At 67.4% G+C, this 19,741-nt stretch carries 19 protein-coding genes and 1 tRNA gene; 8 read left to right on the forward strand and 12 right to left on the reverse strand.

The genetic code is table 11. The features are described from left to right. Positions 1-298 precede the first annotated feature (298 nt). The 3 genes from A7E77_RS14350 to moaA all read right to left on the reverse strand — a co-directional run bounded on the left by A7E77_RS14350 (position 299) and on the right by moaA (position 2,255). Positions 299-373, reverse strand: a tRNA-Asn gene (locus tag A7E77_RS14350). Positions 374-465: 92 nt separating this feature from the next. Then, complete coding sequence (locus A7E77_RS14355; RefSeq protein WP_017978688.1) at positions 466-1,245, reverse strand: NAD kinase; 780 nt, start codon at positions 1,243-1,245, stop codon at positions 466-468. Beyond that, positions 1,242-2,255, reverse strand: a complete 1,014-nt coding sequence (gene moaA, locus A7E77_RS14360; protein ID WP_063688996.1) for a GTP 3',8-cyclase MoaA — start codon at positions 2,253-2,255, stop codon at positions 1,242-1,244. Before moaA ends, A7E77_RS14355 begins: the two co-directional genes overlap by 4 nt. Before the next feature lie 109 nt (positions 2,256-2,364). Between moaA and A7E77_RS14365 the strand changes: the two genes are divergently transcribed. Beyond that, positions 2,365-4,023 carry a GGDEF domain-containing phosphodiesterase gene (locus A7E77_RS14365; RefSeq protein WP_063688998.1) on the forward strand — a complete coding sequence of 553 codons (1,659 nt, stop codon included), beginning with the start codon at positions 2,365-2,367 and terminating at the stop codon, positions 4,021-4,023. Next, the gene (locus A7E77_RS14370; RefSeq protein ID WP_063689001.1) at positions 4,017-4,424 is read left to right on the forward strand and encodes a YybH family protein; all 408 of its coding nucleotides are present in this window, start codon (positions 4,017-4,019) and stop codon (positions 4,422-4,424) included. The genes A7E77_RS14365 and A7E77_RS14370 overlap by 7 nt, the downstream gene beginning before the upstream one ends. 24 nt (positions 4,425-4,448) lie before the next feature. Here the strand turns inward: A7E77_RS14370 and mfd are convergent, their stop codons facing one another. Both mfd and A7E77_RS14380 read right to left on the reverse strand, forming a co-directional pair. Continuing rightward, positions 4,449-7,919, reverse strand: a complete 3,471-nt coding sequence (gene mfd, locus A7E77_RS14375) for a transcription-repair coupling factor (RefSeq protein WP_063690016.1) — start codon at positions 7,917-7,919, stop codon at positions 4,449-4,451. A gap of 190 nt (positions 7,920-8,109) precedes the next feature. After that, positions 8,110-8,376 carry a succinate dehydrogenase assembly factor 2 gene (locus tag A7E77_RS14380; protein ID WP_063689005.1) on the reverse strand — a complete coding sequence of 89 codons (267 nt, stop codon included), beginning with the start codon at positions 8,374-8,376 and terminating at the stop codon, positions 8,110-8,112. Positions 8,377-8,448: 72 nt separating this feature from the next. Here A7E77_RS14380 and recG point away from each other — a divergent pair, with 72 nt between their 5' ends. Continuing rightward, positions 8,449-10,500 (forward strand): ATP-dependent DNA helicase RecG, encoded by a 2,052-nt coding sequence (gene recG, locus A7E77_RS14385; protein WP_063689008.1) that lies wholly within the window; start codon positions 8,449-8,451, stop codon positions 10,498-10,500. Positions 10,501-10,512: 12 nt separating this feature from the next. Here the strand turns inward: recG and A7E77_RS14390 are convergent, their stop codons facing one another. The 4 genes from A7E77_RS14390 to serS all read right to left on the reverse strand — a co-directional run bounded on the left by A7E77_RS14390 (position 10,513) and on the right by serS (position 14,632). Further along, positions 10,513-10,824 carry a PilZ domain-containing protein gene (locus A7E77_RS14390; protein ID WP_063689010.1) on the reverse strand — a complete coding sequence of 104 codons (312 nt, stop codon included), beginning with the start codon at positions 10,822-10,824 and terminating at the stop codon, positions 10,513-10,515. Positions 10,825-10,903: 79 nt separating this feature from the next. After that, a complete protein-coding gene (gene tyrS / locus A7E77_RS14395; RefSeq protein WP_063689013.1) occupies positions 10,904-12,133 on the reverse strand; it encodes a tyrosine--tRNA ligase in 1,230 nt (409 codons plus the stop codon). A gap of 76 nt (positions 12,134-12,209) precedes the next feature. Beyond that, positions 12,210-13,121 carry a M23 family metallopeptidase gene (locus A7E77_RS14400; protein ID WP_226341764.1) on the reverse strand — a complete coding sequence of 304 codons (912 nt, stop codon included), beginning with the start codon at positions 13,119-13,121 and terminating at the stop codon, positions 12,210-12,212. A 230-nt stretch (positions 13,122-13,351) separates the two neighbouring features. After that, positions 13,352-14,632, reverse strand: a complete 1,281-nt coding sequence (gene serS / locus A7E77_RS14405; RefSeq protein ID WP_063689016.1) for a serine--tRNA ligase — start codon at positions 14,630-14,632, stop codon at positions 13,352-13,354. Positions 14,633-14,722: 90 nt separating this feature from the next. Between serS and A7E77_RS14410 the strand changes: the two genes are divergently transcribed. Next, a complete protein-coding gene (locus A7E77_RS14410) occupies positions 14,723-15,154 on the forward strand; it encodes a host attachment family protein (protein WP_017978699.1) in 432 nt (143 codons plus the stop codon). A gap of 77 nt (positions 15,155-15,231) precedes the next feature. Here A7E77_RS14410 and A7E77_RS14415 read toward each other — a convergent pair whose 3' ends face one another. After that, positions 15,232-16,179, reverse strand: a complete 948-nt coding sequence (locus tag A7E77_RS14415; protein WP_226341765.1) for a hypothetical protein — start codon at positions 16,177-16,179, stop codon at positions 15,232-15,234. 437 nt (positions 16,180-16,616) lie between these two features. Between A7E77_RS14415 and dksA the strand changes: the two genes are divergently transcribed. Both dksA and A7E77_RS14425 read left to right on the forward strand, forming a co-directional pair. Further along, positions 16,617-17,051, forward strand: a complete 435-nt coding sequence (gene dksA, locus A7E77_RS14420) for an RNA polymerase-binding protein DksA (protein WP_017978700.1) — start codon at positions 16,617-16,619, stop codon at positions 17,049-17,051. Positions 17,052-17,158: 107 nt separating this feature from the next. Continuing rightward, on the forward strand, positions 17,159-17,509 hold the full coding sequence (locus A7E77_RS14425; RefSeq protein ID WP_063689020.1) for a PilZ domain-containing protein: 351 nt from the start codon (positions 17,159-17,161) through the stop codon (positions 17,507-17,509). Positions 17,510-17,593: 84 nt separating this feature from the next. Here the strand turns inward: A7E77_RS14425 and A7E77_RS17460 are convergent, their stop codons facing one another. After that, the gene (locus tag A7E77_RS17460; RefSeq protein WP_017978702.1) at positions 17,594-17,749 is read right to left on the reverse strand and encodes a YdcH family protein; all 156 of its coding nucleotides are present in this window, start codon (positions 17,747-17,749) and stop codon (positions 17,594-17,596) included. 181 nt (positions 17,750-17,930) lie between these two features. Between A7E77_RS17460 and A7E77_RS14430 the strand changes: the two genes are divergently transcribed. Together A7E77_RS14430 and A7E77_RS14435 are read left to right on the forward strand one after the other, a co-directional pair. After that, positions 17,931-18,128, forward strand: a complete 198-nt coding sequence (locus A7E77_RS14430) for a YdcH family protein (RefSeq protein ID WP_063689023.1) — start codon at positions 17,931-17,933, stop codon at positions 18,126-18,128. An 87-nt stretch (positions 18,129-18,215) separates the two neighbouring features. After that, on the forward strand, positions 18,216-18,674 hold the full coding sequence (locus A7E77_RS14435) for a DUF1465 family protein (protein ID WP_063689025.1): 459 nt from the start codon (positions 18,216-18,218) through the stop codon (positions 18,672-18,674). Between the two features lie 18 nt (positions 18,675-18,692). Here A7E77_RS14435 and A7E77_RS14440 read toward each other — a convergent pair whose 3' ends face one another. Next, complete coding sequence (locus A7E77_RS14440; RefSeq protein ID WP_063689027.1) at positions 18,693-19,652, reverse strand: NAD(P)H-dependent flavin oxidoreductase; 960 nt, start codon at positions 19,650-19,652, stop codon at positions 18,693-18,695. Positions 19,653-19,741 lie beyond the last annotated feature (89 nt).

Raw genomic sequence — 19,741 nt, forward strand, 5'->3', positions numbered from 1 at the left:
ATGGAGCCGGGTCGACGAGCGCGGGACGGCGCACGCGCGGCGTTGCGGCCGATCCCTATCCGTCGGAAAATTATTCGCTGTCGACGGGCTTCTTGGCGGTGACGGCCATCAGTACGGGGACGGTCAACAGGGCGGCGGCCATGGCGCCGATCGCCACTTCCAGAAAGATCATAGCAAAGCCTCTCCAGCGGAAGCGTTGATCGCTTCTCGCATCGGGGCATGATGCGGACGAGTCGAAGCCGGTGCAAGCGATTTCGCTGCCCGGCTGCGCAGAAGACGCTGACGATGTGGGTGAAAATGGCTCCCTGAGTAGGATTCGAACCTACGGCCGCTCGATTAACAGTCGAGAGCTCTACCGCTGAGCTATCAGGGAACGCTGCGTCGTGGAGGGCGTCTATACCCACGAATTTTTGCGGCGCAACCCGTTAAAGCGAGTTTTCCACAGCTTCGTGCGGCATTGGCGGCTCAGGCGATGAATTGCTCCATCGTGATACGGTCGTCGAGCGCATGTTCGGGGTCGAACAACAAGGTCAGCTCGCGCGCGCGGTCGATTGCGACGCTGACTTCGGCGACGTCGCGGAATTCGCGCTGGTCGGCGACGGCGGATACCGGCCGCTTGGCGGCATCGAGCACGCGCAGCGAGATGCGCGCCTTGTCGGGCAGGATCGCGCCGCGCCAGCGCCGCGGGCGAAACGGGCTGATCGGCGTCAGCGCCAGCATGTTCGACCCCAGCGGCAGAATGGGACCCTGCGCGGACAAATTATAGGCGGTCGACCCCGCCGGCGTGGCGACGAGAATACCGTCGCACGCCAGTTCCGGCATGACGACGCGTTCGTTGACGGTCACCTCGAGCTTTGCGGTCTGGCGGGTTTCGCGCAACAGCGAGACTTCGTTGATCGCCGGCGCCTGATGGACGCGGCCGTCGATGCCGGTGACGGTGGCGGCGAGCGGCGACACCTTGAACGGCTTGGCGCGTGCCAGCCGCTCGTCGATGCCGTGGCGGCGCCATTCGTTCATCATGAAGCCGACCGTGCCGAGGTTCATCCCGAAGACGGGCACGGGCGGGCGCCGCCGATCGAGGAGGCCATGCAGCGTCTGGAGCATGAAGCCATCGCCGCCCAGCGCGATGATGACGTCGGCCTCCGCCGGATCGACCCAGTCGGCGGCGTCCGCCAGCTCGGCGGCAGCGGCGCGGGCAGGGGCCGTGGGCGAGGCGACCAGCGCCCGCCGCTGATAATCGGTCATCCCCCGGTCACGCTCATATGGCGCGCCACCGCAGGCGCCGCGCCCGCCGCGATGCGGAAATCGTGCCGGGCGGGCTTGCGCAGCAAACCGCGATCGATCGCGGCATCCAGGCCATCGATCCCGCCGTCACGCAGCGCTGCCTTGAGGTCGACCTGATCGTCATGCCCCAGACACATATAGAGTTTGCCCTCGGTCGTCAGCCGTACGCGGTTGCAACCGTCGCAAAAATTGGCGGTGAGTGGCGAGATCAGGCCGAGGCGGGTGGCGGTGCCCTCGACCTGCCAATAGCGCGCCGGTCCGCCGGTGCGATGCGTGGCGCGATACAACGGAAAGCGTGCCGACAGCGCATCGAACACGCGGGTCAACGGCACGAAGCGGTCGGTACGATCCTCATCCACCGCGCCCAGCGGCATCGTCTCGATCAGCGACAGGTCGTGGCCCTCGTCGATGCACCATTGCAGCATCGCCGGAATTTCGTCTTCATTGAGGCCCGCGAGCGCGACGGCGTTGATCTTTACCGCCAGGCCGGCGCGCTTCGCGGCAGCGATGCCGTCCAGCACCTGCGTCAGGTCGCCGTGCCGCGTGATGTAGCGGAAGCGATCGGGGTCGAGGCTGTCGAGACTCACGTTGATCCGCCGGATCCCGGCATCAACCAGCGCGTCGGCGTGCTGCGCGAGCCGCGTACCGTTGGTCGTCATCGTCAGCTCGTCGAGTCCTGCCCCCACGTGCCGGCCCAGCCGCTGAACTAGATCGGCGACGTCGCGGCGCACCAGCGGCTCGCCGCCCGACAGGCGGATCTTGGTTACGCCGCGCGCGATAAAGCGTTCGGCGATGATCGCGATTTCGTCGAGGGTCAGCAGCTTAGCACGGGGCAGAAAGGTCATCTGCTCCGCCATGCAATAGCGGCAGCGCAGGTCGCACCGATCGGTGACGGAGATCCGCAGGTAGCGGATCGTCCGTCCCTGTGGATCGACCAGCGGGTCGGCGGAGGGGGCAAGGGCGCTGGTCATGACATGGGGCTAAGCTGACAACCATCCGCCGACAAGTCCGTTCCGTTAAGCCCGCTTCACCGTGACACAGCATTGTCGGTTAACCCCCGGGCGCTTAGGCAGGAAGGGAATGGGGACCGTTACCGACAGCACACGATTGTTCATCGTCGCGCAGGACGATGATGCAGCAGCGCTCGCGGCGCTGGCGCAGGACGACGGCTGGGCGCCGGTCGTCGATACCGGCGGGCGTGAACTGGTCGCGCGGGCGCTGGCAAGTGGCGCGGCGGTGATCCTGGTCGATGGGCGAAAGGCGCCGGCGGCCGGTCTGGCGGCGGTCCGCGCGCTGGGCGGCCTGATCGCCGCGACCGGCGCGGCGCTGCTGGTGCTGACCGACGACGGCGATACGCTCGACCAGCTGTACGCCGCGGGCGCGACGCATTTCCTGCGCGAGACGGGCGATCCGGCCGATATCCAGCTCGCCTTGCGCTTTGCGGCCCGGCACGCGACCCGCCATCAGGGCGAGCGGCGCGGCCCGGCGTTCGGGCTGCGCGCCGATCCGGAAGACGTCAGCGAACCGATTTCGGCCTGGCTCGAAGCCGGGCGTCAGGTTGGCATCGTCAGGATCGCGCTGTCGCGGCTCGATATCCTGAATGCCGCGCGGGGTCGTGCGGTGGGCGACGCGCTAATCGTCGAGGCGCATCGTCAGGTCCGTGCGATGGCCGCGGAGCTGCTGGGCGACGATGCGGTGGTCGGCGCGCCGCGCGGCGGCGATATCGTCGTCGCGGCGGTGGCGGAGCAGGGCGCGCTGGTCGGCCTCGCACGTGCCCTCGATGGCGCCCTGTCGCGACCCATTGCGGTCGGGGGGCGACAGGCGGTGCTGGGCAGTCGCTGGAGCCTGGCGGAGAGCGCACCGGGCGACGATGCCGCCAGCCTGCTCCACCGCGCCGCGGAGGCATTGGTGTCGGCGAAGGCCAGCGACGGGCCGACGATCCGCGTCGCGGGACCCGAGCACACCGCGCCGATCGATTCGCTCGCCATCGACCTGCACTTCGCGATCGAGCGCGACGAGATCGACATCCTGTTCCAGCCGCAGGCGCGAATCGATTCGCGGCGAATCACCGGGGTCGAGGCACTGGCACGCTGGCGGCATGGGCGGCTTGGGCCACTGGGTGCCGACGTGCTGTTTGCCGCGGCGGAGCGTGCCGATCTCGGCCTCGTCCTGTCCGATCATATCCAGGGGCTGGTGTTGGCGCGGATTGCCGCGTGGCCTGAATCGCTGTCGCATGTGCGCGTCGCGCTCAACATCACCGCCGGCGACCTCGGCCGGCCGGGTTTCGCCTATTCCTTCCTGCGGCGCGTCGGCGCCAGCGGCGTGGCGTGCGACCGGCTGACCGTCGAGGTGACGGAGAGTGGCGCGATCCACAATCTCGATCGCGCGGCGGCGATCCTCACCGATCTGCGCGCGGCGGGGCTGCGCGTGGCGCTCGACGATTTCGGCACGGGCTATTCCAGCCTCGCCTATCTCACCACGCTGCCGCTCGATTACCTCAAGCTCGACAAGGCGCTGGCGCTGGGGATCGAACGGACGCGGCGCCACCGCGGCGTGGTACGCGCGGTGATGACGCTGGCGCGCTCGCTGGGCCTCGCCGTCGTGGCGGAGGGGATCGAAACCGACACGCAGCGGCAGCTGCTGGCAGCGGAGGGCTGCGCCTTCTACCAGGGCTTCCTGCTCGCGCCCGCACTGGATGACGCGGCACTTGCAGCGATGGTGGGAGACGGGACATGCTGATCATCGTGGCGGCGCTGGCATTGCCGGCCCCGGTGCAGGATGCGCAGGCGGCGATCGAGGCAGCGCTGGCGGACAGCGCGGCAGGCTGGAGCGCCGGGGACATGCCCCGCTTCCTCGCGATCTACGCCGACGACGCGGTGTTCGTGACGAAGAACGGCCTCGTCCGCGGCAAGGCGGCGATCGCGGCGCGCTATGACAAAAGCTATGGCGCCGATACGAGCAAGCGCGGCGCGCTCTCGTTCCGGATCCTCGGCGCGCGGACGGTGGATACGACCCACCGCATGCTCTGGGCGGAATGGCAGCTGGCCTATCCCGATGGCCGCAGCGACAAGGGCGTGACGTCGCTGCTGTTCGAGAAGCAGGCTCGCGGCTGGAAGATCATCGCCGACCACAGCAGCTGAGCCCGAAACCCGGGAAAATCGCCGTTACCCCGCCGCTTTCGCCAGCCCCTTCGACAGTTGCAACGCCCCATGCAGGCGCGACTTGGCGTCCGGCCACGCCCGCTGCAGCACCAGCTTGCTGTCGGGGCGCAGCTTGGCGACGCCGTTGAGCCGCTCGACATAGGCGAGCAGCCCAGCGACGTTCGGCGGCGTATCGTCGTGGAAGCCGACCAGCACGCCCCGCGGCCCCACATCCATCTTGGCGATGCAGGCCTTGCGCGCATTGAGCTTGATCTCGATCACCTTGATGAGGTTCTCGGTCGCATCGGGCAGCGGACCGAAGCGGTCGATCATCTCGGCGGCAAAGGCTTCGATCTCGCGATTGTCCTCCAGCTCGTTGAGGCGGCGGTACAGGCCCATCCGAAGGTCAAGGTCGGGCACGTAATCGTCGGGGATCAGGATCGGCGCGTCGACGGTAATTTGCGGCGAGAAGTCGCGCAGACGGTCGCTCTTCAGCCCGCCGGCCTTGGCGTCCATGATCGCCTCTTCCAACATGGATTGGTAGAGTTCGTAGCCAACTTCCTTGATATGCCCCGATTGTTCGTCGCCGAGCAGATTGCCCGCGCCGCGAATGTCGAGGTCGTGGCTGGCGAGCTGGAACCCTGCGCCCAGGCTGTCGAGATCGGACAGGACCTTCAGCCGCTTCTCTGCCGTGTCGGTCATCATCCGTTCGGGCGGCGTCACCAGATAGGCATAGGCGCGCGTCTTCGACCGGCCGACACGGCCGCGCAGCTGGTACAGCTGGGCGAGGCCGAAGCGGTCGGCGCGATTGACGATCATCGTGTTCGCCGACGCAATGTCGATGCCGCTTTCGATAATCGTGGTCGAGACGAGCACCTCGAACTTCTTGTCGTAGAAAGCGCTCATCCGCTCCTCGACCTCGGTCGCGCTCATCTGGCCATGCGCGATGACGTAGCGGACCTCGGGCACCTCGTTGCGGAGATATTCCTCCAGGTCGGGCAGGTCGGCGACGCGCGGCGTGACGATGAAGCTCTGCCCGCCGCGATAATGTTCGCGCAAGAGAGCCTCGCGTAGCACCACCGGGTCCCAGGGGATGACATAGGTGCGCACCGCGAGGCGATCGACCGGCGGGGTCTGGATGACCGACAGTTCGCGGATGCCGCTCATCGCCATCTGCAACGTGCGCGGGATCGGCGTTGCGGTGAGGGTGAGCATATGCACGTCCGCCCGCAGCGCCTTCAGCCGCTCCTTGTGCGTGACGCCGAAGCGCTGTTCCTCGTCGACGATGACGAGGCCCAGGCGCTTGAAATCGATCGCCTTTGCCAGCAGCGCATGCGTGCCGATGACGACGTCGATGCTGCCGTCTGCCAGCCCCTCCTTGACCCGCTTCGCCTCGGCCGCGGGCACGAGGCGGCTGAGGCGACCGATGTTCATCGGAAAGCCTTCGAACCGCGCGCTGAAATTGTTGAAATGCTGGCGCGCGAGCAACGTCGTCGGGCAGACGACCGCGACCTGCTTGCCCGCCATCGCCGCGACGAAGGCGGCGCGTAGCGCGATCTCGGTCTTCCCGAACCCGACGTCGCCGACGATCAGCCGGTCCATCGGACGGCCGGCGCCGAGGTCGCCCAGCACATCCTCGATCGCGCGATCCTGATCGTCCGTTTCGGCATAGGGGAAGCGATCGACGAAGCTCGGATAACCGGCGGGATCGGGCTCCAGCACGTCACCCGGATGCAGCGCGCGTTCGGCGGCGGTCTTGATAAGCTCACCCGCGATCTCGCGGATGCGCTCCTTCATCTTCGACTTGCGCCGCTGCCACGCCTCGCCACCCAGTCGGTCCAGGCTCGCGCCCTCTTCGCTACTGCCGTAGCGCGACAGGACCTCGAGATTCTCGACCGGCACGAACAATTTGTCGCCACCGGCATATTCGACCGCGACGCAATCATGCGGCGACTGGCCGACGGGGATCGAGGTCAGCCCCAGATATTTGCCGATGCCATGATCGGCATGGACGACGAGGTCGCCCGGCGTCAGCGTCGCCAATTCGGCAAGGAAGGCGTCCGCCGACTTCTTGCGCTTCGCCCGCCGCACCAGCCGGTCGCCGAGCATGTCCTGCTCGGTCAGTACCGCGACGTCGGGGGCGGTGAAGCCGTGGTCGAGCGGTAGCACGACCAGCGCGACACCGGCACTCTTCGACGTATCGGCGATGCCCAGCGCCTCATGCCAGCTGTCCGCCGCCTTGGCGCCGTTGAGGCCGTGATCCTTCAGCAGATTGCCCAGCCGCTCGCGCGCGCCGATCGAATAGCTGGCGAGGACCGGCTTCTTGCCCTGCTTGCGCAACGCGCCAAGGTGCTTGACGACGGCTTCGTAGACGTTCGCACCGCCCGACCGCTCGGGCGCGAAATCGCGCGCGCCGTCGACGCCGAAATCGAGCACACTCGCGCTTTCGGGTTCGTGGAAGGGCGTGGTCAGGTGCGCGTGGCATGCCTCCAGCCCCGCGGCCCATTCCTTGGCGTCGAGGTACAGGGTCTTGGCGGCGAGCGGCCGATAGCTGCCGGGCTGCGCAGCCTCGGCGCGCTGGCGGTTTTCGTAATAATCGGCGATCGCCTCCATCCGGCCCTCGACCGCGCCGGGCACGCCGAAGTCGCGCACGATCACATCGTCGGCGGACAGATGGTCGAACAGCGTCGCCAATTTGTCCTCGAACAGCGGCAGCCAATGCTCCATGCCGGCAAGGCGCCGTCCGTCGCTGATCGCCTGATACAGCGGATCGCCGGTCGCGGTCGCGCCGAACTTGTCGCGATAGCGCGTACGGAAGCGCTTGATCGATTCCTCGTCAAGCAACGCCTCGGACGCAGGCAGCAGCGTGAAGCCGTCGATGCGCCCGGTGGTGCGCTGATCCTCGGGGCTGAACGTGCGCACCGTCTCGATCTCGTCGCCGAAGAAGTCGAGGCGCAAGGCCTGCTCTTCCCCGCTCGGATACAGATCGACGATGCCGCCGCGCACGGCATATTCGCCCTGGTCGTGGACGGTTTCGGTGCGGACATAGCCGTTCGCCTGGAGCAGCTTGGCCAGATCGTCGCGATCGATCCGCGCGCCCGGTTCCAGCGTCGCCACCAGCTGGCGTATCCGGAACGGCGTCAGCACGCGCTGCGTCGCCGCATTGGCGGTCGTCAGGACGAGTTGCGGACCCTTGGCCGGGCGCTGCAACCGGTAGAGCGCCGCGATCCGCTCCGCCATGATCCGCAGCGTCGGCGAGGCGCGATCATAGGGCAGGCAGTCCCAGGCCGGGAAGACGATCACCTCCAGCTCGGGCGCGAAGAACGGCGCCGTCGCCGCCACCGCGCGCATCGCGGCATCGTCCGGCGCGATGAACACCGCACGCCCCTTCGCCGCGCGGGCGAGGTCGGCGAGCAGCGACGGCTGGAACCCGGCGGGCACGCCCGACAGCGTCAGCGGCGTCTTGGCGGTCAGGATCGTTTTGAGGTCGGGCATCATGGTCCTTGAAGAAGGCAGGCGACTTACGGGCGAACGGCTGCCCAAATCTATCGTCACCCCGGACTTGTTCCGGGGTCCACCGGGCCGCAAAGGAAAGGCAAGAGGCTCAGGCTATTCCCCTCGCCGCGGAGTGGACCCCGGAACGAGTCCGGGGTGACGAAGGGTGTGGGGCGAGCTCAGCCCGCTCTCACTCCGCCACCGGCACGTAGCTCAGCGAGCGCATCTGCATCATCATGTCGCCCTCCCATTCCGGCGGGCAGGGCATCGATCCGATCGCCCAGGCCATGATATCGACGTCCTGTTCCTCCAACAGCGCCTCGAACCAGTCGAGCTGTTCGGGCGCCCACCCCGCGCCATGCGCATCGAAGAAGCCGCCGATCATCAGATCCGCCTCTTTCGTGCCGCGATGCCAGGCGCGGAATTTCAGGCGCTTCAAGCGGGTGGCGTGATCCATAGGTCATCCAATACGAATAGCCCGGCGGATGCTGACGGCATCGGTCGGGTAGGCTAGAGGGGTCATGTAGTCATGCGTCCCGCCATCCTCAATCCGCTGTTCGCCGAGGTCACCGCGCTGAAAGGCGTGGGGCCTGCGCTCGCCAAGCCGCTTGACCGGCTGGGGCTGGCGCGCGTGGTCGACGTCGCCTTTCACCTGCCGAGCGGCTGGATCGATCGTCTGCCCCGCGAAGAGCTGGACGTCGCCGACGCCGGTCGCATCATCGCGATCACACTGACCCCGCGCGATTATCGCACCAGCACCGGTCGCGGCCCGACGCGTGTGCAGGCGACCGATGCGAAGGGCAATTACGTCTCCCTCGTCTATTTCGGCGGGTCGTCGGGCTGGGTGAAGAAGCTGCTGCCGCTGAACGAGCCGCGCCGCGTGTCGGGCAAGCTCGAAAGCTATGGCGAGACGCTCCAGATCATCCATCCCGATCTGGGAGAGCCCGACGAACCGTTCCGCGAACGCGAGGCGATCTATCCGCTGTCGGAAGGCATGACGTCCCGCCGCCTTGCCGGGTTCGCCGCGCAGGCGATCGAGCGGGCGCCCGATCTACCCGAATGGATCGACCCCAGCCTGAAGGCGAAGCGCGGTTGGCCCGACTGGCGCGACGCGCTCGCCCGCATCCATGCCGACCCGGCCGACAAAATGGCGCGCGAACGGCTGGCCTATGACGAGATCTTCGCCAACCAGCTGGCGATGACGCTGGTGCGGGCGGACACGCGCAAGCGGCGGGGCAGGGCGCTCGTCGGCGACCATCGTCTACGTGACCAGCTGCGGCTGCCCTACAGGCCCACCGGCGCGCAATCGCGCAGCATCGCCGAGATCGAGGGCGACCTCGCCCAGACCGCGCCAATGCTGCGCTTGCTGCAAGGCGACGTCGGGTCGGGCAAGACGCTGGTCGCGGCGATGAGCCTCCTGATCGCGGTCGAGGCCGGCGCGCAGGGTGCGATGCTCGCGCCGACCGAAATCCTCGCGCGCCAGCATTACGAGACGCTGCGCAAATTGCTGTCCGGCGTCGACGTGAACATCGCCGTGCTCACCGGCCGCGACAAGGGCCGCGCGCGCGAGGCGACGCTGATGGCGCTGGCGAGCGGCGAGATCGATATCCTCGTCGGCACGCACGCGATCTTCCAGGAAGCGGTGGGCTATCGCGACCTCGCGCTGGTCGTGGTCGACGAGCAGCACCGGTTCGGCGTCGCCGAGCGGATGATGCTTCAGGCCAAGGGCAAGGCGCCGCCGCACCTGCTGGCGATGACCGCGACCCCGATCCCGCGCACGCTGACGCTGGCCCAATATGGCGAGATGGACGTCAGCCGCCTCGACGAAATGCCGCCCGGCCGCGAACCGATCGAGACGCGCGTCGTGTCCGAGGATCGGCTGGACGAGGTCGTCAACGCGATCGGTCGCCATATCTCCGACGGCGGCCAGGCCTATTGGGTCTGCCCTTTGGTCGAGGAGAGCGAAAAGAGCGACCTCGCCGCCGCCGAAATGCGCGCCGAATCGCTGCGCGCGCGGTTCGGAGACAAGATCGGCGTCGTCCATGGCCGGATGAAGCCGCCCGAAAAGGATGCGGTGATGGAGGCGTTTGCCGGCAACCGCCTGTCCGTTCTCGTCGCGACGACGGTGATCGAGGTGGGGGTCGACGTGCCCAATGCCACGCTGATCGTGATCGAACATGCCGATCGCTTCGGCCTTGCCCAGCTCCACCAGCTGCGCGGTCGGGTGGGGCGTGGCGGCGGCCTGTCGCGCTGCCTGCTGCTGCGTGGCGCGTCGCTCAGCGAGACGTCGCGCGCGCGGCTGGCGCTGATGCGCGAAACGAACGACGGCTTCCGCATCGCGGAAGAGGATCTGCGCCTGCGTGGCGGCGGCGAATTGCTCGGTACGCGCCAGTCGGGCGAGGTAACGTTTCGTCTGGCGCTGCCTGAGATGCTCAGCGACCTGCTCCACTGCGCGCAGGACGACGCCCGGTTGCTGATCGATCGCGATGGCGGGCTGGAGGGACCGCGGGGACAGGCGGCGCGAATCGCCTTGTATCTGTTCGATCGCGACGCTGGCGTGGCGCTCCTGCGATCGGGGTAAGGGGCGAGCAGGTCAGCCCTGCATCGCGCCCAGGACGGCGTGATATTGGTTCGCCGGTATCGCCTTTTCGAACTGGCAGCCGATCCGGCCGCCAAGCGCCCAGCGCACGGCCGCCTGCATCTCGCCGACCACGGGCAGCGTCACGCGCAGCCATTCGCCGACGCTCACCTCGGCGTCGCTGCGGATCATCACGCCCTGCGGTGACAGGTTCACCGCCAGCACCGACAGCGTCCGACGATCGGTCAGCACGGCACGGCATCGATGATGCACCTCGTCGCGCGGCTCGGCACGGCCGTCGATCGGGTGGGACAGGGCTTGCGACATGGCCGATACTCCTCACGCCCCGGACGTGGCCGTGACCATTCCGGACTGAAGCGATAGAAGAGTAACCGTTTACGCTTGCTTACTGTTCCCGAACGAGCAGGCCGTGGTTCTTCTTGCCCGCGGACAGGCGAACCGGGTCTTCACCGACAGCGATCATCAGCGCCTCGTCGCTCACCTTGTCGGTGCCGATGCGGGCGCCGCCGCCCGCGATCAGGCGACGCGCCTCGCCCTTCGACTTGGCGAAGCCGAGCGCGATCAGCGCATCGACGACGTTGATCGATCCGCCCGCGACCGAAACGCTGGGCAGCGCCGCGCCGCTGGCGCCTTCCTCGAACGTGCGGCGGGCGGTCTCGGCCGCCTCCTCGGCAGCGGCGCGACCGCGGCACATCGCCGTCGCTTCGTTGGCGAGCACCTTCTTGGCTTCGTTGATCTCCGCGCCTTCCAGCGCCTCCAGCCGCGCGATCTCGTCCAACGGCAGATCGGTGAACAGGCGCAGGAAGCGGCCCACGTCGCGATCGTCGGTGTTGCGCCAGAATTGCCAGTAATCGAAATGCGGCAACTGGTCCTCGTGCAACCACACCGCGCCCGCGACGGTCTTGCCCATCTTCTCGCCCGATGCGGTCGTTAGCAGCGGGGTGGTGACGCCGAACACCTCGGTGCCGTCCATACGGCGGGCGAGCTCGATCCCGTTGACGATATTGCCCCATTGATCGCTGCCGCCCATCTGCAGCCGCACGCCGCAGCGGCGCGATAGCTCCATGAAGTCATAGGCTTGCAGGATCATGTAATTGAATTCGAGGAAGGACAGCGACTGTTCGCGATCCAGCCGCAGTTTCACCGAATCGAAGCTCAGCATCCGGTTGACCGAGAAATGCTGGCCGACGTCGCGCAGGAAGGGGATGTATTCCAACGCATCGAGCCATTCGGCGTTGTCGAGCATGATCGCGTCCGTCGGGCCGTCGCCGAAGGTCAGGAAGCGTTCGAAGATCCGCTTGATCGAGGCGACATTGGCCTGGATCCCATCCTCGGCGAGCAGTTTGCGCGCCTCGTCCTTGAAGCTGGGGTCGCCGATTTTGCCGGTGCCGCCGCCCATCAGCACGACGGGCTTGTGCCCGGTCTGTTGCAGTCGGCGTAGCAGCATGATCTGCACCAGGCTGCCGACGTGCAGCGACGGTGCGGTCGGATCGAAGCCGATATAGCCCGGCACGACCTGCTTCGCCGCGAGCGCATCGAGCGCGGCCGCATCGGTGAGCTGGTGGATGTAGCCGCGCGTCGCGAGCGTGTTCAGCAGATCGGACTGGTAGGTCATGGCGCGCGGTTAGCAAGCCGAACGCCGCACGTCACCTGTCCTGCGCCTATCCCGCGCAGGACGAGGGGATCGCGCGTTACCGCCCGGACAGCTGGCTCAGCGGATCGACGGGCGTACGCCCCTTGCGCAGTTCGAAATGCACCTCGGGGCGGTCGGCGAGGCCGGTGTCGCCCGACAGCGCGATCGTCTGTCCCCGCTTCACGCTCTGGCCCCGCTGGACGAGCAGCTTGCTGGCGTGGCCATAGACGCTGGTCCAGCCGCCGCCGTGCTTGATGATGATCAGGCCGCCCAGCGCCGCGATCCCGTCGCCGGCATAAGCGACGACGCCGTCCGCACTCGCATGGATCGCCGTGCCCACCGGGACCGCGATCTTGATCCCGTCGTTGCGCTCTCCGCTGCGGCCGGGGCCGAAGCGGCGGACGACCTGACCGTCGACCGGCCAGACGAAACCGCCCTGTAGCCGCGCTGGCGCCGCGACGACTTCCGTCGGTGGCAGCACGCGCCGCGGGTTGGCGACTGGCCGCGCGGGCGCCTGACGGGGGGCGGGCGTCGGCTCGCCGCCGGTCAGGATGTCGTCGATGTCGAGGCGGAAGGCGGCGGCGCGCTCGGCCAGACTGGGCGCCTGCGTCGGGTCGCCGGGAATCAGGATACGCTGGCCGGCCCGCAGGATATAGGGTTCCTCCAGCGCATTGGCGGCGACGATCCGTGACCATTCGATGCCATAGGCGCGGGCGATGGCGATGCCCGTCTCGCCCTGCCGCACCAGATGATAGCGGCCGCCCGGAATGGTGAGTGTCTGCCCTGTCTGCACCGCAAAGGGCGGTTCGAGCGCGTTGGCGCGCGCGATCGCCTCCGCGCTGGCGCCGGTCCGCTCGGCGATGCGGCGCAAGGTGTCGCCCGGGGCGACGGTATAGCTCTGGGTCGCGACCACCTGCGCGTCGGGCGTCACGGGGCGCGCCTCCCATGCGGGGCGCGCGGTGGTGGGCATCGCCACCTGCCGCGAGGGAGGGGGCATTTCCTCGCGCAAAGGCTGCGGGGCGTCCTGCTCGGGATAGCGTGCCGCTGGTTCGGGCGGCGGGTAAGCGGCGGCCGGGGGGATAGGCGGGGCGGGGCGGGGGCGGGGCTTCGGCCGAGATGTCGTCGACGCTCGGAATACACGCCGACAGCATCAGCCCGGCCAGCGCTACCCCCGTGACGGTCCGACCTCGCGCCATCCGATCAGCCCTGCGGTTCGAGCCGGTCGAGCCCGCGCAGATAGGGTCGCAGGACCGCGGGCACGACGACCGATCCGTCCGCCTGCTGATAGTTTTCCAGCACCGCGACCAGCGTACGTCCCACCGCAAGGCCGGACCCGTTGAGCGTGTGAACGAAGCGCGGGGCCTTCTCGCCTTCCGCCCGGTAGCGGGTATTCATCCGCCGCGCCTGGAAATCGCCGGTGTTCGAACAGGACGAAATCTCGCGCCACGCCTGCTGGCCTGGCAGCCATACTTCGAGGTCGAAGGTCTTGCGCGCGCCGAAGCCCATGTCGCCCGTGCAGAGCAGGATGCGTCGATAGGGCAGGTCCAGCGCCTCCAGCACGCTTTCCGCACAGCGCGTCATGCGCTCATGCTCGGCGTCGCTGTCCTCGGGACGGCAGATGCTGACCAGCTCGACCTTCTCGAACTGGTGCTGGCGGATGAACCCGCGCGTGTCGCGTCCGGCCGCGCCAGCCTCGCTGCGGAAGCAGAGCGTATGGGCGGTGAGCCGCATCGGTTCGGCGAGCGTGTCGAGGATCTGGCCCATCACCGATGCGGTCAGGCTGACCTCGGCAGTCGGGATCAGCCAGCGGCCATCCGTGGTGCGGAACGAATCCTCCGCGAACTTGGGCAGCTTGTCGGTGCCGTACATCGCCGGATCGTTGACCAGCACGGGCGGGTTGCACTCCACGTAGCCATTGTCGGCGGTCTGGTGGTCGAGCATGAACTGGGCGAGCGCCCGGTGCAGCCGTGCCATCGGCCCGCGCAGGAACGTGAAGCGCGCGCCCGACAGATCGGCGCCCGTCTTGAAGTCCATGCCCAGCGCCGGACCGATGTCGGCATGCTCGCGCGGCGTGAAGTCGAACGCGCGCGGGGTTCCCCACCGCGTCTGTTCGACGTTGCCGGCCTCGTCCTCGCCGTCGGGGACGTCCGCGGCGGGCAGATTGGGGATGGTGGCCAGCGCGCGTTCGAGTGCGAGGCCCGCTTCCGCATCGGCGGCTTCGAGACCGGGCAGCGCCTCTTTCAGCGCCGCGACTTCGGCCATCAGTGCCTGCGCGCGCGCTTCGTCCTTCTGCGCCTTGGCCTGACCGATGCCCTTCGACAGCTCGTTCCGGCGGGTCTGCGCGTCCTGGGCGGCGGCGATCGCAGCGCGGCGCGTGTCGTCCAGCGCGATGAGGTCGGCGGAATGGGGGGCAGCGCCCCGGCGGACGAGGGCGGCGTCGAAGGCGGCGGGATCGTCCCGGATGGCGCGGATATCGTGCATGGCGCGGCTATGCCCCGCCGCGCGTCAGGCGGCAACCCGCCCGCCTCGGCTGCGTTGAGCAGGGGATAGCAACGATCAGGAGAAGCCCCGATGCAGGTCCCCCACAATGCCTTCGTGCTCGTCGCCGATGGCCGCAAGGCGCTGTTCTTCCGCAACGAGGGCGATGCAGATTATCCCAATCTTCAGGTCGAGCATGCCGAGGAGAAGGTGAACCCGGCCGATCGCGACCAGAAGACCGATGCCGCCGGCCAGGCCTCCTCGACGCAAGGTGGCACGATGGGCGAAACGGACTTCCACCAGCAGGAAGAGGATCGCTTCGCGGCCGAGACGGCCGATATGCTGAAGCGCCGCGCGCTGGCCAACGATTTCGAATCGCTGATCATCGTCGCCCCGCCCAAGACGCTCGGCGAGCTGCGCAAACACTATCACAAAGAGGTCAGCAACCGGCTTGCGGGTGAGCTGGCCAAGGACCTCACCGGCCATCCGGTGCCGGATATCGAGCAGGCGCTGCGGTCCGCCTGACGAACCGCCCAACGAAAAAGGGGCTGCCGAGCGATTACTCGGCAGCCCCTTTTTTTGTGGTGGAACCGGGCTTCGGATCAGGCCGCTTGCGGCTTGGCGAAGCGCTTGCGGGCGACCAGAGCGGCGGCAGCGGCGCCGAACAGCAGCACCATCGGCGGCGCGGGCACCGGCGCGGGCGGGCCGCCCGACGATCCGGTCGAACCCGGTGGCGGCGGGGGCGGCGGCGGTCCGCCGGTGGAGCTCCAGCCCTTCGAGCTCGAACCATATTGGCCCTGGCCCTGTCCCTGACCTTGCCCCTGGCCCTGGCCCTGGCCCTGGCCTTGGTTCTGCCCCTGACCCTGGTTCTGGCCTTGGCCCTGATTCTGGCTCTGATTGTTGTTATTATTATTGTTGTTGTTGTTTTCGTTGTAATTCTGGTTCGTGTTATTGTTCTGGTTGTTGTTGTTATTGTTGTTCTGATTGTCGACGACGACGTTCGCGCCGCCCGTGGAGCTGCTGGTCGACGAACTGCTCGATACGTTCCCCGACGAGCTGCTCGACACGTTGCCGGACGACGAGGAACTGCTGGACGAACTGGTCGAGCTCGACCCGCCGCTGGATGTCGACGAAATCACGATGCTGCCCGACGATCCGGACGATCCGCCGCCGAAGAACCCGCCCCCGAAGAAGCCACCGCCGCCGCCACCCCAGCCGCCGCTGCCGCCGACGACCACGGGCACGCCGCCACCGCCGCCGGTTACGAAGCCTTCGGACGCGGGCAGGGGCACCGGCACCGGTGCAGCCTGGCTGGCGACCGTCACCACGGCTGGCGCGCAGGCCGCGGTGGTCGTCGTGGTCACCACGCGACGGCGCACGGCCTTACGCTGGACCGCGGCGACCTGCCGATGCGCGACCACCCGCTTCTTGACCTGTTTGGTGTAGACGGGGCGGCTGGGACGTTCGGCGACGTGGACGGCGCCACCGCCGATCAACGCACCGCCACAGGCGCATGCGCACAATTTCGCCAAAGCCATCCGTACGGACATCGGGTCTCTCTTTCATTGCCGGTCCCTGCGGCCCGGATCGTCGTGTCGCAGCAACGGAGTGCCGCCTATGCCATTCAACGCAAAACAAACCGTTAAGTGCAAGTTTGTTAACCAGCAATTCGCTGCTTTTGCAGTGCTTCACCGAGATTGCACCATCTGATTCGCGGTTAACGTACCAGAGTGAAACAGCGGTGGGTTTCGCAATCGCGTTCCGACCGTAACGCAGCTTAGTCGCTGACTTGCAACCGTTCTGGTCCCATTCGCAATAAAAGTTCGTGCTGGCGATCGATTCGGTAACTCGCATCGCTTGTGGTTCCGTTCAGCCGCGATTATAGGCGCCTCACCAATATGGGGGCGGTCCCGGGTTCAAATTCAGGGACCGGAGGGAGAGTGGCATGGCAACGCACGTAAGCCGCGTACACGACAGGAATGCCGACATGTTGCCCGCGAATGACGCCGGCGACTGGAGCGACGATGGTTATCGGCCAAGCCCCGATGAGCCGTTCATGAATCTTCGCCAGCAGACCTATTTCCGCAACAAGCTGCTCCGCTGGAAGGACGCGATCCTGCAGGACGCGGCCGGAACGCTCAACCAGCTGCAGCTCGACTCGCTGCGCGAAGCCGACCTGACCGACCGCGCGTCGAGCGAGACGGACTGGTCGATCGAACTGCGCACCCGCGACCGCCAGCGGAAGCTGGTGTCGAAGATCGAAGCCGCCATCCGCCGCATCGACGAGGGCGAATACGGCTATTGCGAAGTCACCGGCGAGCCGATCAGCCTCGGCCGGCTGGAGGCGCGCCCGATCGCGACGATGACGCTGGAGGCGCAGGAGCGCCACGAGCGTAACGAGAAGATTTCGCGCGAAGATTGATCGTGCGCCGGCCGTCGCGCTGCGATGCGCCGGCGTTTACGTTCTGGTAAGATTCGGGGCGGCATGCGGTGGGAGTTTCCCGGCCGATCATGACGAGGGCACCGGATATGGACAGCCTCTTCCACGCGTCTCTTACGGCATCCGACGATGCCGGGCCTGTCGACGGCGGCATCGTGCCGCCGCGCCAGCCACCGCGCGAAAGCCTGTTGCTCCCGGCGCGTCTATGGCTGCACGGCGATCATTGCGATCGCGAGGTTCGCATGCGCAACCTGTCGCCGGGCGGGGTGATGGTCGATTGCGGTGTACTGAGGGAGCCGGGATCGCTGGTGCGGCTCGAGATGCCGGGGCTGGGAACCGTCGCGGGGAAGGTCGCCTGGTGTACCGCGGGACGGATGGGGATCGCGTTCGACACCCCGATCGATCCGGCGCTGGTGCGCGACGAGGTCACTGCGGTTTAAGGGTCGCGGCGGGCGTTCCCCTTCGACGTGCCGCCCCTGCAAAAAGCCCCTCCGTATTGGGGAGGGGCTGATTGGCGTCAGGCTCTACAGGCCCGTAAGCTCTTCTTTCAATTTCAGCTTTTGGCGCTTCAGGTCGGTGAGGATCGCGGAGTTGGGCATCGGGCGATGGGATTCGTCGGCGATGCGGCGGTCGAGCGCGGCATGCTTGGTTTCCAGTGCCTGTTGATGCGTCGTCTGCATTTCGGTGTACCTCCTGATGCATGCGTGTTGGGGGACTGAGTAAACCACCGAACATCCTAAAAGTCGTCACCGAAAATGGTTGAACACGATTAGCCGAGGGGCATGATGCGACGACTTGGGTTGGTCGTCCGGCTGCGCTAGGGGCAAAGCGGGCCGCAGGGTGGTGGCAGGGGGTTTTACCATGGACGACGCGCAGATCATCGCCCGCCTGGAACAGCTGCGCACCGAGCACCGCGATCTCGACGCGGCGATCACGGCCTTGGGCGCCAGCGCGACGCCCGACCAATTGCAGCTCGCCCGGCTGAAGAAGCGCAAGCTGCGGCTACGCGACGAGATCGCCTCATGCGAAGACCAGCTGATCCCGGACATCATCGCCTAAGCCGCCGATGGTGTTTTTCCGTTTTGGCACAGGATCGACAGCAACGGCCGCTGGGCAGGCGGCGCACGCTATGCCACCGGTGAACGCATGACTGGCAGCCGTTCCGAATCACGCATCCATCGCCGCCTGATCGATTCGCTCTATACGGAGGCGATGCTGCTGGCGGACGAGGCGCGCAGCTATTTCGACGAGGCGGGGCGGCTGGAGCGGGAAGCGCTCGACCCGCTGATCCGCGTCGGCTTTTCGTGCGAATCGCTGAAGGTGACGACGCGGCTGATGCACGTCATCGCCTGGCTGCTGACGCAACGAGCGATCGATGCGGGCGAGATGCAGCCGCGCGACGCGCTCGATGGGAACCGGCGGCTGGGCCACGCGCCGCAGTTCGACGCGGACTTGGTCGCGGCGCTGCCGCAGCGTGCCCGCGCCTTGGTAGAGGCGAGCGCGAACCTGCACCGCCGGGTCGGTCTGCTGGATGCGGCCCAAGGCGATGCGGTCGCCCCCAGCCCGGTCCAGCGTCTGCACGATCGGCTGGCGCTGGCCTTCTGACCGCGACGCGGCGCCGGGTTAGCTGGCGATCCGCGCCTTTGCCGCCGCATATTCGCGCGCGAAGCGATCGACGCGGTCAGCGACGCTTTCCACCGCATCGATCACGCCGATGCCCTGGCCCGATCCCCAGATGTCGCGCCAGGCCTTCGCCTTCGACCCGTTGTTGCCGCCGAAATTCATCGTCTTGAGGTCGCCTTCGGGCAGATGATCGGGGTCCAGCCCGGCCGCCTCGATCGAGCTGCGCAAGTAATTGCCATGCACGCCGGTGAACAGGTTCGAATAGACGATGTCGGCGGCCTTGCTCGCGACGATCGACGCTTTGTAATCGGGCGCGGCATTCGCCTCGGTCGTGGCGATGAAGGGTGAGCCGATATAAGCGAAGTCGGCGCCCATCGCCTGCGCCGCCAGGATCGCACCGCCCGTCGCGATCGATCCCGACAAAGCGAGCGGTCCATCGAACCACTGGCGGATTTCCTGGATGATCGCGAAGGGGGACAGGCGCCCCGCATGGCCGCCGGCCCCGGCCGCCACTGCGATCAGCCCGTCCGCGCCCTTCTCGATCGCCTTGCGCGCGAAGCGATCGTCGATGACGTCGTGCAGCGTGATGCCACCCCAGCCATGGACCGCGGTGTTCAGGTCCTCGCGCGCGCCCAGCGAGGTGATGACGATCGGCACCTGCCACTTGGCGCAGGTGGCAAGGTCGGCTTCCAGCCGGTCGTTCGATTTGTGGACGATCTGGTTGACGGCGAACGGCGCGGCGGGACGATCCGGGTGCGCCCGATTATGCGCGGCGAGCTCTTCGGTGATCTGGTGCAGCCATTCGTCGAGCAAAGCCTGCGGCCGGGCATTGAGCGCCGGAAACGATCCGACGATGCCCGCCTTGCACTGCGCGATCACGAGTTCCGGCCCGGAAATGATGAACAACGGCGAACCGATCACGGGCAGGCGCAGGCGGTCGAACAGCGTGGGCGTCGTCATGGTCGGGCGGCTCCTCTTCGTATGATCGGTTGTCTAGCGAAACCTATCCGCCTGTCCAGCACGACGGCGCTTGCGGCGCGCGTGCAAAG

The organism is Sphingomonas sp. NIC1, assembly GCF_001638925.1.
GTDB classification, from domain to species: Bacteria; Pseudomonadota; Alphaproteobacteria; order Sphingomonadales; family Sphingomonadaceae; genus Sphingomonas; species Sphingomonas aquatilis.

Excerpts from the sequence above, each read along its gene's own strand:
- A7E77_RS14355 (WP_017978688.1), bottom strand. The coding sequence starts at position 1,245 with ATGACCGATTATCAGCGGCGGGCGCTGGTCGCCTCGCCCACGGCCCCT.
- moaA (WP_063688996.1), bottom strand. The coding sequence starts at position 2,255 with ATGACCAGCGCCCTTGCCCCCTCCGCCGACCCGCTGGTCGATCCACAG.
- A7E77_RS14365 (WP_063688998.1), top strand. The coding sequence starts at position 2,365 with ATGGGGACCGTTACCGACAGCACACGATTGTTCATCGTCGCGCAGGAC.
- A7E77_RS14370 (WP_063689001.1), top strand. The coding sequence starts at position 4,017 with ATGCTGATCATCGTGGCGGCGCTGGCATTGCCGGCCCCGGTGCAGGAT.
- mfd (WP_063690016.1), bottom strand. The coding sequence starts at position 7,919 with ATGCCCGACCTCAAAACGATCCTGACCGCCAAGACGCCGCTGACGCTG.
- A7E77_RS14380 (WP_063689005.1), bottom strand. The coding sequence starts at position 8,376 with ATGGATCACGCCACCCGCTTGAAGCGCCTGAAATTCCGCGCCTGGCAT.
- recG (WP_063689008.1), top strand. The coding sequence starts at position 8,449 with ATGCGTCCCGCCATCCTCAATCCGCTGTTCGCCGAGGTCACCGCGCTG.
- A7E77_RS14390 (WP_063689010.1), bottom strand. The coding sequence starts at position 10,824 with ATGTCGCAAGCCCTGTCCCACCCGATCGACGGCCGTGCCGAGCCGCGC.
- tyrS (WP_063689013.1), bottom strand. The coding sequence starts at position 12,133 with ATGACCTACCAGTCCGATCTGCTGAACACGCTCGCGACGCGCGGCTAC.
- A7E77_RS14400 (WP_226341764.1), bottom strand. The coding sequence starts at position 13,121 with ATGCCCACCACCGCGCGCCCCGCATGGGAGGCGCGCCCCGTGACGCCC.
- serS (WP_063689016.1), bottom strand. The coding sequence starts at position 14,632 with ATGCACGATATCCGCGCCATCCGGGACGATCCCGCCGCCTTCGACGCC.
- A7E77_RS14410 (WP_017978699.1), top strand. The coding sequence starts at position 14,723 with ATGCAGGTCCCCCACAATGCCTTCGTGCTCGTCGCCGATGGCCGCAAG.
- A7E77_RS14415 (WP_226341765.1), bottom strand. The coding sequence starts at position 16,179 with ATGTCCGTACGGATGGCTTTGGCGAAATTGTGCGCATGCGCCTGTGGC.
- dksA (WP_017978700.1), top strand. The coding sequence starts at position 16,617 with ATGTTGCCCGCGAATGACGCCGGCGACTGGAGCGACGATGGTTATCGG.
- A7E77_RS14425 (WP_063689020.1), top strand. The coding sequence starts at position 17,159 with ATGGACAGCCTCTTCCACGCGTCTCTTACGGCATCCGACGATGCCGGG.
- A7E77_RS17460 (WP_017978702.1), bottom strand. The coding sequence starts at position 17,749 with ATGCAGACGACGCATCAACAGGCACTGGAAACCAAGCATGCCGCGCTC.
- A7E77_RS14430 (WP_063689023.1), top strand. The coding sequence starts at position 17,931 with ATGGACGACGCGCAGATCATCGCCCGCCTGGAACAGCTGCGCACCGAG.
- A7E77_RS14435 (WP_063689025.1), top strand. The coding sequence starts at position 18,216 with ATGACTGGCAGCCGTTCCGAATCACGCATCCATCGCCGCCTGATCGAT.
- A7E77_RS14440 (WP_063689027.1), bottom strand. The coding sequence starts at position 19,652 with ATGACGACGCCCACGCTGTTCGACCGCCTGCGCCTGCCCGTGATCGGT.